This is a genomic window from Microcystis sp. LEGE 08355, from assembly GCF_015207185.1.
Classification (GTDB): domain Bacteria; phylum Cyanobacteriota; class Cyanobacteriia; order Cyanobacteriales; family Microcystaceae; genus Microcystis; species Microcystis panniformis.
Map to the genome: position 1 here is coordinate 1 of NZ_JADEXI010000154.1, position 8,824 is coordinate 8,824.

Genomic DNA, 8,824 nt, shown 5'->3' on the forward strand with positions numbered 1-8,824 from the left:
CCCTACACCCCACCCCCCGCACCCCCACTTCTCATTTCGGACTAGGAACCTCTTTGATTATCGTCTAATCTAAAAGCAGCAATCCCTAGATTCCATCCTGACTATGAAACTGCAAGAACTTTTGACAAATATCACTCCGGTTTCCCCGATTTCTTCTCCTATCGCTTTAGAAACCGAGATTACAGGAATTTCCACCAATTCCCATGCTTGTCAACCGGGAGATTTATTTATCGGTTTACCTGGCACTCGCGTCGATGGGGGCGAATTTTGGCGTTCCGCTTTGGAAACCGGGGCCCTAGCGGCGCTTATCTCCCCGGCAGCCGCAGCTAAATTTCCCCCCCCGGAGGATGCTTGCGTAATCGTTGTGGCAGATTTAGTTACTGCCGCTAGTGCGATCGCTGCCAAATTTTATCATTATCCTGCCCAAACCCTAAAATTAATCGGTGTGACGGGAACCAACGGCAAAACCACCACCACCCATTTAATTGAATATTTTCTCAGCCAAGCAGGGATTCCCACCGCGTTATTCGGGACTCTTTACACCCGTTGGCAAGGATTCCAAGAAACCGCTAATCATACCACCCCTTTCGCTAACGAGTTACAAGCCAGTTTAGCCAAAGCGGTGAGCGCCGGCAATGAAATCGCCGTCATGGAAGTTAGTTCCCATGCACTGGCCCAGGGACGGGTACAGGGTTGTACTTTTCCCGTGACGGTGTTTACCAATCTCACCCGGGACCATCTCGATTATCACCTCGATATGGAGGATTATTTCGCCGCTAAAGCTAAATTATTTAGTACCGATTATCTGCAAGGTAAGGCGATTATTAACGTTGATGATGCCTATGGTCAACGTTTAGTGGCCTCCCTGTCTCCCCAACAGGTTTTAACCTATAGTGTGTCCGATGCTCGTGCCGATTTTTATACTAAAGATTTACACTATCAACCCACGGGAGTTCAAGGGGTGATGGTGACTCCCCAAGGAGAAATAGCCTTTGCTTCTCCTCTGGTGGGTCAATATAATCTAGCTAACCTCTTAGCGGCGGTGGCGGCAGTGTTAGAATGTGGTGTAGATTTAGGGAAAGTAATCAGTCAAATTCCCCAGTTTTCAGGAGTACCAGGGCGGATGGAACGGGTTAGCATCGCTCCCGACCAAGATATCAGCGTCATTGTTGATTATGCCCATACTCCCGACAGTTTAGAGAATGTTTTAAAAGCAACACGTCCCTTTATTTCCGGTCGGATGATTTGTGTTTTTGGTTGTGGCGGCGATCGAGATCGGACAAAAAGACCGTTAATGGGGAAAATAGCGGCCGAATTAGCAGATTTAGCCATAGTTACCTCCGATAATCCTCGCACAGAGTCTCCCGAACGAATCCTTGAGGATATTATCGCTGGCATTCCCCCAGAAATTACCGTGCAGGTAATTAGCGATCGCGCTGTGGCCATTGACACCGCTATTCAAGCAGCACAACCGGGAGACGGAGTAATTATTGCGGGTAAAGGTCACGAAGATTATCAAATTTTGGGGACGGAAAAAATCCATTTCGATGACCGCGAACAGGCCCGGGCCGCTTTGATGAAAGGGAAAAAGTGATGAGGGATGATCAATTATCAAGAAAAGCTAACATTAGTTGACAATTGGCAGAAGTAGCCAATGTTAAAATATGTGATAAGCTGGAAGGGTTTAGGTGCAAATCCTAGTTAGGGAGCAACCGCTATCTTGATAAGTTGCCCCTGTCTTGACTAAGCAATGACACAAAAAAGGCGTTACAGGCGTTTTGATTGTCTGAGGCCTCTGGCTTTAGACGTTGGGAGATACCCCCTCTTGAGGAGAATCTCTTAAAGTTCATTGTTAAGGTGTGTTAGTAAAAAAGATCGGTCAATTGGTGGCTCTAGATGACCTACTGCCTTAATCCCAACTGTACTCAACCGAAAAACGCCCCGACAGCGTTAATCTGCGAGAGTTGCGGTTCAAAACTTCTTCTGCACGACCGCTATCAAACCCTACGCATTTTGGGGAAAGGTGGGTTTGGGGCAACTTTTGTTTCATCGGATCTGTCCCTACCAGATAAGCCCCTCTGTGTGGTCAAACAACTGCAACCTCCCCCTCAAGATGCTAATGTTTTTCGCATGGCGAGGGAACTTTTTGATCGAGAAGCGGCCACCTTGGCCAAACTGGGAGTTCATCCGCAGATTCCCCGATTATTGGACTATTTTGAAGATAATCAACAGTTTTATCTAGTTCAAGAATACGTTAAAGGTCATAACCTGCACCAAGAGGTCAAAAAACGCGGACCGTTTAGCGAAGCGGGAGTCAAACAGTTTTTAAGTGAACTCTTGCCGATTTTGAAATATGTCCACGAGCAAAAGGTAATTCATCGGGATATCAAACCCGCTAACCTAGTTCGTCGGCAAACAGACCGAAAATTGGTTCTGATTGACTTCGGGGCTGTCAAAAATCAAGTTAATAGCGTCATGGCCAATGCCGATTCTCAAACCGCTTTCACTAATTTTGCCGTGGGTACCCAAGGTTTTGCCCCCCCCGAACAGATGGCCATGCGTCCCGTTTACGCTAGTGATATCTATGCGGTGGGAGCTACCTGTCTCTATCTACTCACGGGCAAATCTCCTAAAGCGATCGAAGTTGATATTAATACAGGTGAATTACTCTGGGAAAAATTAGTCAAGGTGAGTCCCCAGTTTGCTAAAGTCCTGAAAACAATGCTGGAAGTCTCTGTCCGTCATCGCTACAAATCCGCCCAAGAGGTAATGGATGCTTTAGACATGACGGCTTATGCCGATAGTCTAGCCCAAAGTTTAATCGCCGCTCCAATGGTTACTTCCCAGCCCCCCCGACAAGATTCAGGTTCGATAGCCACTTCCTCCGTTTCTGGCCGTCTCAAGTCTAAATTTCGTCCCAAAAATAAAAATCCAGAGGACTCTCCAGATAATATGCTGGGGGGACAGATGGCTTTTTCAGTGGTTAATACAAATGTATTGAATAAAAGTCAAGCCCGCAGCAGCACAGAGCTAACCCTACTGAAGAAAAAACCCCGCTTAGATGAAAAAGCGATTCTCGATGCTTACAATAACGGCCGGCGCAATTTCGCCCAAGAGGAATTACCAAATCTCAATCTGGCCAAAGCCAAACTTTTTGGCATCAATTTCTGTCAATCCAAATTAACAGGAGCTAATTTACGAGGGGCGGATCTGTCCAATGCGGATCTGGGCCGGGTTAATCTCAGTCAAGCTATTCTCAAAAATACCAATTTAAATAATGCCTATCTCGGTTATGCAGACCTGGAAGGGGCCGATTTACGCGGGGCTAATCTCACTGGCGCCCATCTTCGCTACGCTAATCTCAAAGATGCTAATCTTTGCGGGGCTAATCTCTCTGATGCCCAAGTAACTCGAGAACAAATCGCCCTGGCAAAAACCAATTGGTTAACAGTTATGCCCAATGGTAAACGCAGTTTCTGGTAATCTTTTTTCAGTGATCAGTAAACAGTAATCAGTAAACAGTGATCAGCAGACCCTAATTAGGGTTTGCGGCAAAAAGCTTTTCCTGGGGGCAGGGTGTGGGGTGTGGTTTTTTACCGATTTTGAGGTAGTCAGTTACCTAATTTTCAGGGAAAAAGTCCCGGAATTTTCCCCCCGATCCCCGCAATGGCTGGCACTTTTTGAGGGGAAAAAAGTATAAAAGTCTTACCCAACAAGGTTTTTAGATTTTTTCAGCAAACCCCACTTAAAACTCAAATCTGATAACTGATAACTTACCCACTGATAACTGATCACTGATCACTGATCACTGATTTAACCGCGGCTTTCCTTAAAGGTTTTGTAGGCGGTTTCGGAGTCGAAAATATGGCAATAATCAACGATTCGCTGCATTAATGCCCAAGAAAACTTGGTTTCTTTCAGGTGACTCCCCCAATTTTCTTGGAGACTAGCGTGAACTTTGCGGAGGTTATAGGAAGGAATCGCCGTCGAGATATGATGGGGGATATGGACATTAATATCGTGACAGAGAATTTCTACCCAACGGGGATAACTACAGTGAACTGTCCCTTCTAGTTGCGCTAAAGCTTGATTCCACTCTTCGGGATAGTAAAATTGAATATCGGGGTCTGTGTGATGGACAAGGGTAAAGGTACTCATCCAAAAATGATAGACAAACCAAGGCACCACCCAAAATTTAACGAACCCCCAGACACCAGTGTAGAAAATTAGGGTTGGGAAAAAAATAGCGGCAAAAACCAGAACTACAATCATCGAAAAGCGCGCTTTTTCCCGTTCGTTCTCCTTGAATTGTTCGATGTTGAAGTGTAGAATCGCCCAGTGGGCGATCGAACCGAGCCACCAGAAACGGCCGCGAATGCCGCGATAAAAGAGACGCACTAAGGGGTTGGCCGAGTTAAAAGCTTCTAATTCCCACGGATCCCAAGCATTATCTATAGTTACCATGTTAGTTTTAGCATGATGGCGATCATGGAGGAAACGCCAGCAGTGGAAGGGATAGATAAGCGGTAAGAGGAAAATATGACCGACAAGATCATTAACCCAGGGTCGATTAGAAAAAGACCGATGACCGCAATCATGGGCGATCACAAAAAATCCCGTTAAAGCTGTACCCGTGAAAATCCAAGCTAAAGGCAGTAAATACCAGGGAGAATAAACTAGCATTGCATAACCCGCAATGACCGCCAAAATATTCGTAATCACACCAAACCAAGCTTTAACTGGGTCTTTCTGGAAATATTCTTTGGGAATGCTTTTAATAATATCTTTCAGTTTAAAGTCTGGCTCGATCGAGGTGATCAACTCCCCATGCAATTTATCCGTCGTTGCCGTCATGAAATCTCCAATTACACTTAGGTGAACCCTTGACAAGAAATCAGCTAGGAGGTTTGGCTAAATTCTGCCTACTACCACAAGCCATCTTTTTTGTCAATATATTTTTAACTTTAATTAATAAACTTCCAGTGAAGCTTAATAATCCTTTACTTTATATACCATAAGAGGAGATTTTCTGTTTTGGCAAAATTTGACGGCTTGGGATTTTTACGGGGAAACTCCCCTGCTAAAATCGGGCGTTGTTTCTGATTTTACCACTCAATCCCAGCTTTTGGGGGGTTATACCCCCCAAACCCCGGAGCGCATTAGTTTTTCGGTGGGATGCTTACACGCAGCTGCTGATACATTTGTCATCATCTAAGAGTCACTGATAATTGCTGATTGTCGGTATTCCTGCAAATCTGAGATGCACCCTTGACGGCTGCCTTTTGCCTCTTGCCTTTTGCCTTCAAAAAATGATAACTGATAAAAAAACCTAAATATTGACTATTTTTAGGCATTTTTTAACGATTAGCGGTGCTTTCTAGGGATTTAATCTCCTCCTGTACCTTACGGTGTTCGCGATTTAACTGTTTTTTGACCGATTCGGGGAGTTGTTCCTGTTTTTTCAGGGCATTATTAAAGTAATCTAGTGCCAGTTTCAAAGAGCCAGTATTTTTATCCGTATTGCCTTGAATTCTCAGGATTTGACCCTTCAGATACATTAATTCCGGATTATCGGGGGTCGCTTTCAGAGCGTTATCGATAAACCGCAAAGCCTGATCATACTGCTTTAAATCCCGGTAAGCTAGAGCTATACCTCGATCGACCAAGTAATCGGGACTCCCGTATGTTTCTAGCCGTTGAATTGCCTCTTGGGGACTAGAAAAGGGCAGATTAACCGCTAAAATCAAATCCATATAACCCTTTAACAGGTTCAATTCTGGATCCGTAGGATTAACCTTTTCTGCGGTTTCCAAATACTGAAACACCTGTTGTAATCTGGGGATAGCCGATACTGCTCCTTCGGTTTGAAAAACGTAGGTTCCCTCCAAAAAACTCCCCACCGCGAGATACAAATTTCCCCTCAAAGGGTCGCTATCCTGCATTTGTTTGGCCGCTTCCTTAGTTTTCTCGGAGTAGGTTTTGAGGGTGTTCCAATCCTGGTCGGTAAAAGCAAGAGAGGCGCGCATAGCATGGGACAAAGGTTCTTGGGGTTCCTTTTCCGTGGCCTCAACAATTAATTTTTTTGCCTCTAGATAATTACCTTGTTTAAAAATAGCGTTAAAAGCGGCCTCGGTCTTATCACCAATCGGTCGGGGATTGGTTTTGCGGAAAGGATCTCCAGCTAACCCGGGACCAATCCAGTTAACCACTACCATAACAGCCAGCGAAGCACCGATCGCCATTTTTTTAGTTAAACCTAACCTCAGCACCATGGTCAAAAGTCTCCTTGAGCGAATGAAAAAATCTGTCACAATAGAAACGAGTTTCTAGACTTAATTTCCAGTTATTTTCCTGTCAATGCTTTATCTCAAAGATGTGGTTTATCATCCTCCCGCTGCCCTCAATCCCATTTTACAGGGGATTAATCTCGAATTAGCGCCCCAAGAATTAGGTCTGATTGTCGGGCCCAGTGGTTCTGGAAAAACGACTCTTTTGGAAATTTTAGCAGGCTTTGCCGATAAAACGGCGGGGACGATTCACTGGCGCGACCAAGAATTAACGGTGCTGCACCTGCAACAATTAGGAGGAATCGTTTTTCAGTTTCCTGAACGTCATTTTTGCGGTAAAACCATCCTTGAGGAGTTGCGTCTCGGTCATCCAGAGATTAAAAGCGATCGCCTAACGGCGGCCTTAAAGGAGGTAGGATTAGAAAATACTCCCCTGGATACTTCTCCCCATAATCTTAGTGGGGGTCAACAGCGTCGTTTATCCCTCGCTGTCCAGTTAATCCGGCAGCCTAATCTGTTACTTCTCGATGAACCTACGGCCGGTTTAGATTGGTCGATGCGTCGTCAATTGGCCAAACTTCTCGCTAGTCTCAAACAACACTGGACTTTATTAGTAGTTAGTCACGATGCTGGGGAATTATTGCCTATTGCTGACCGTCACTGGAAAATTGAACAAGGACATTTGAGGGAAGTAAAAAGTGAAAAAACAGATAGTTGAGGTTTTAGGGTTTTGGGGTATTAGTTGAAATTTCCCCACTCCCCTCATACCTGATGACTGATAACTGATAACTGATAACTGATGACTGATAACTGATAACTGATAACTGATAACTGAATTAATGATCCTTCCTGAATTATTTGACCTTTGGCAAGAAACCCTAGAATGGCAACCCGATGGGGCCCAACAAGCGCGATTTCAACAACTTTATGAGTTGATTTTAGAGGGTAATCAACGTTTTAATCTCACCCGAATTACCCAACCGGAGGAGTTTTGGGAAAAACATCTTTGGGATTCTTTATCGGGTTTAGCTTGGTTACAAAAATCCCAGCCAGATTTATTGACAAAATCCCTATCAGTCATTGATTTGGGGACGGGGGCCGGATTTCCGGGGGTGCCAATTGCGATCGCCTATCCCCATTGGTCGGTGACTCTCTTAGATTCCACCCAAAAAAAGATTAATTTTCTTGAAGAAGTTATTGACAAATTAGAGTTAAATAACACGAAAACTCGTTTAGGTCGGGCGGAAATCGTCGGGAAAAACCCTAAACATAACTGTGCTTACGATATCGTCTGTTTGCGAGCGGTAGCTAATGTGGATATCTGTGTTAACTATGCTTTGCCTTTCCTGAAAAAGACCGGAATCGCTATTCTCTATCGTGGTCAGTGGTCGTCGGAGGATAGTTTGAGTTTAGAGAAGAATCTAGAGAAAGCCGGCGGTAAAATCCTCGAAATTGCCAGTTTTACCACTCCCTTAAGCCAAAGTGTCCGTCATTGTCTATATATCGGCAAGGGATAACTCTAAGCGGTGAGAGGATGAAAAAAGAAAGCCAAGGCGAGGATAGCATAGGTAGCTAAGAGTAACATTCCTTCCAACCAATTCGATCGCCCATCACTACTAATCGAATTAGCCAACCACACCGCTACAGCCACTGCCACCAACTCAAAGGGATTAAAATTTAGATCCATGGGCTGACCGATAATATAACCCATGATAACCAAAACTGGAGCCACAAACAGGGCGATCTGCATACTGGAACCGACAGCCACAGATACCGATAGATCCATTTTATTCTTAAGAGCGACGGTGACAGCCGTAGCGTGTTCGGCCGCATTACCGATAATAGGCAAAAGAATCACCCCGGTAAACAGCGCCGTTAAACCTAGCTGTTCCGTAGCCTCCTCTAGGGATGCCACTAATAACTCCGATTCTACGGCCACGGCGATGGTAACGATCAATAAAATCAAAGACCAAAACCAGATTTTTGGCTTTTCGGGGTTTTCTCCAGTGCTTTCCTCCTCGATACCTGCAATCCCGACATCGTAGAGATAGGTGTGGGTTTTCATGGAAAATAAGAGACTTAAACCATAGACGAAAATTAACACCGCTGCCACGGCCACGGATAGACGCTGTAGGACTACTTCCCCGACTCCCGTGGAGGTAAATTGCACGGCAGTGGGTAAAAGAATCGCCACCACCGCTAAATTCATCGCCGAAGCATTTAAACGAGCGGTTATCGGTTGAAATTCCTGTTCTTTGAAGCGTAAACCGCCTAAAAACATCGATAATCCCATAACTAAGAGTAAATTACCGATAATTGAGCCAGTAATCGTCGCTTTTACCACATCGATGAACCCTTCGCGCAAAGCGACATAGGCAAGAATTAATTCTGTGGCATTGCCAAAGGTGGCATTCATCAAACCACCAATATTTGGCCCGACCACCACCGCAATCGCTTCCGTGGCTTCCCCCATGTAGGCCGCTAGGGGGATAATGGCTAGACAAGCCGTGATAAAAACAACTGTTCCGCTCCAGTGT

At 45.0% G+C, this 8,824-nt stretch carries 7 protein-coding genes; 4 read left to right on the forward strand and 3 right to left on the reverse strand.

The window, feature by feature from the left end; genetic code table 11:
* Window positions 1–103: 103 nt before the first annotated feature.
* Complete coding sequence (locus IQ242_RS10060) at window positions 104–1,594, forward strand: UDP-N-acetylmuramoyl-L-alanyl-D-glutamate--2,6-diaminopimelate ligase (RefSeq protein ID WP_193959865.1); 1,491 nt, start codon at window positions 104–106, stop codon at window positions 1,592–1,594.
* Window positions 1,595–1,896: 302 nt separating this feature from the next.
* Window positions 1,897–3,483, forward strand: a complete 1,587-nt coding sequence (locus IQ242_RS10065; protein WP_193959866.1) for a serine/threonine-protein kinase — start codon at window positions 1,897–1,899, stop codon at window positions 3,481–3,483.
* Window positions 3,484–3,813: 330 nt separating this feature from the next.
* Here IQ242_RS10065 and IQ242_RS10070 read toward each other — a convergent pair whose 3' ends face one another.
* Window positions 3,814–4,854: a fatty acid desaturase gene (locus tag IQ242_RS10070; protein WP_193959867.1), complete on the reverse strand. Its 1,041-nt coding sequence runs from the start codon at window positions 4,852–4,854 to the stop codon at window positions 3,814–3,816.
* A 503-nt stretch (window positions 4,855–5,357) separates the two neighbouring features.
* On the reverse strand, window positions 5,358–6,272 hold the full coding sequence (locus IQ242_RS10075; RefSeq protein ID WP_193959868.1) for a Sll0314/Alr1548 family TPR repeat-containing protein: 915 nt from the start codon (window positions 6,270–6,272) through the stop codon (window positions 5,358–5,360).
* A gap of 85 nt (window positions 6,273–6,357) precedes the next feature.
* On the opposite strand from IQ242_RS10075, the gene IQ242_RS10080 reads away from it, so the two are divergent.
* Window positions 6,358–7,005, forward strand: a complete 648-nt coding sequence (locus IQ242_RS10080; RefSeq protein WP_190358273.1) for an ABC transporter ATP-binding protein — start codon at window positions 6,358–6,360, stop codon at window positions 7,003–7,005.
* Between the two features lie 121 nt (window positions 7,006–7,126).
* Entirely contained in the window at window positions 7,127–7,804 is a 678-nt protein-coding gene (rsmG, locus tag IQ242_RS10085) for a 16S rRNA (guanine(527)-N(7))-methyltransferase RsmG (protein WP_193959869.1), read from the forward strand.
* Window positions 7,805–7,806: 2 nt separating this feature from the next.
* On the opposite strand, the gene cax is transcribed toward rsmG, so the two are convergent.
* On the reverse strand, window positions 7,807–8,824 hold a 1,018-nt coding region (gene cax, locus IQ242_RS10090), incomplete at its 5' end, for a calcium/proton exchanger (protein WP_193959870.1).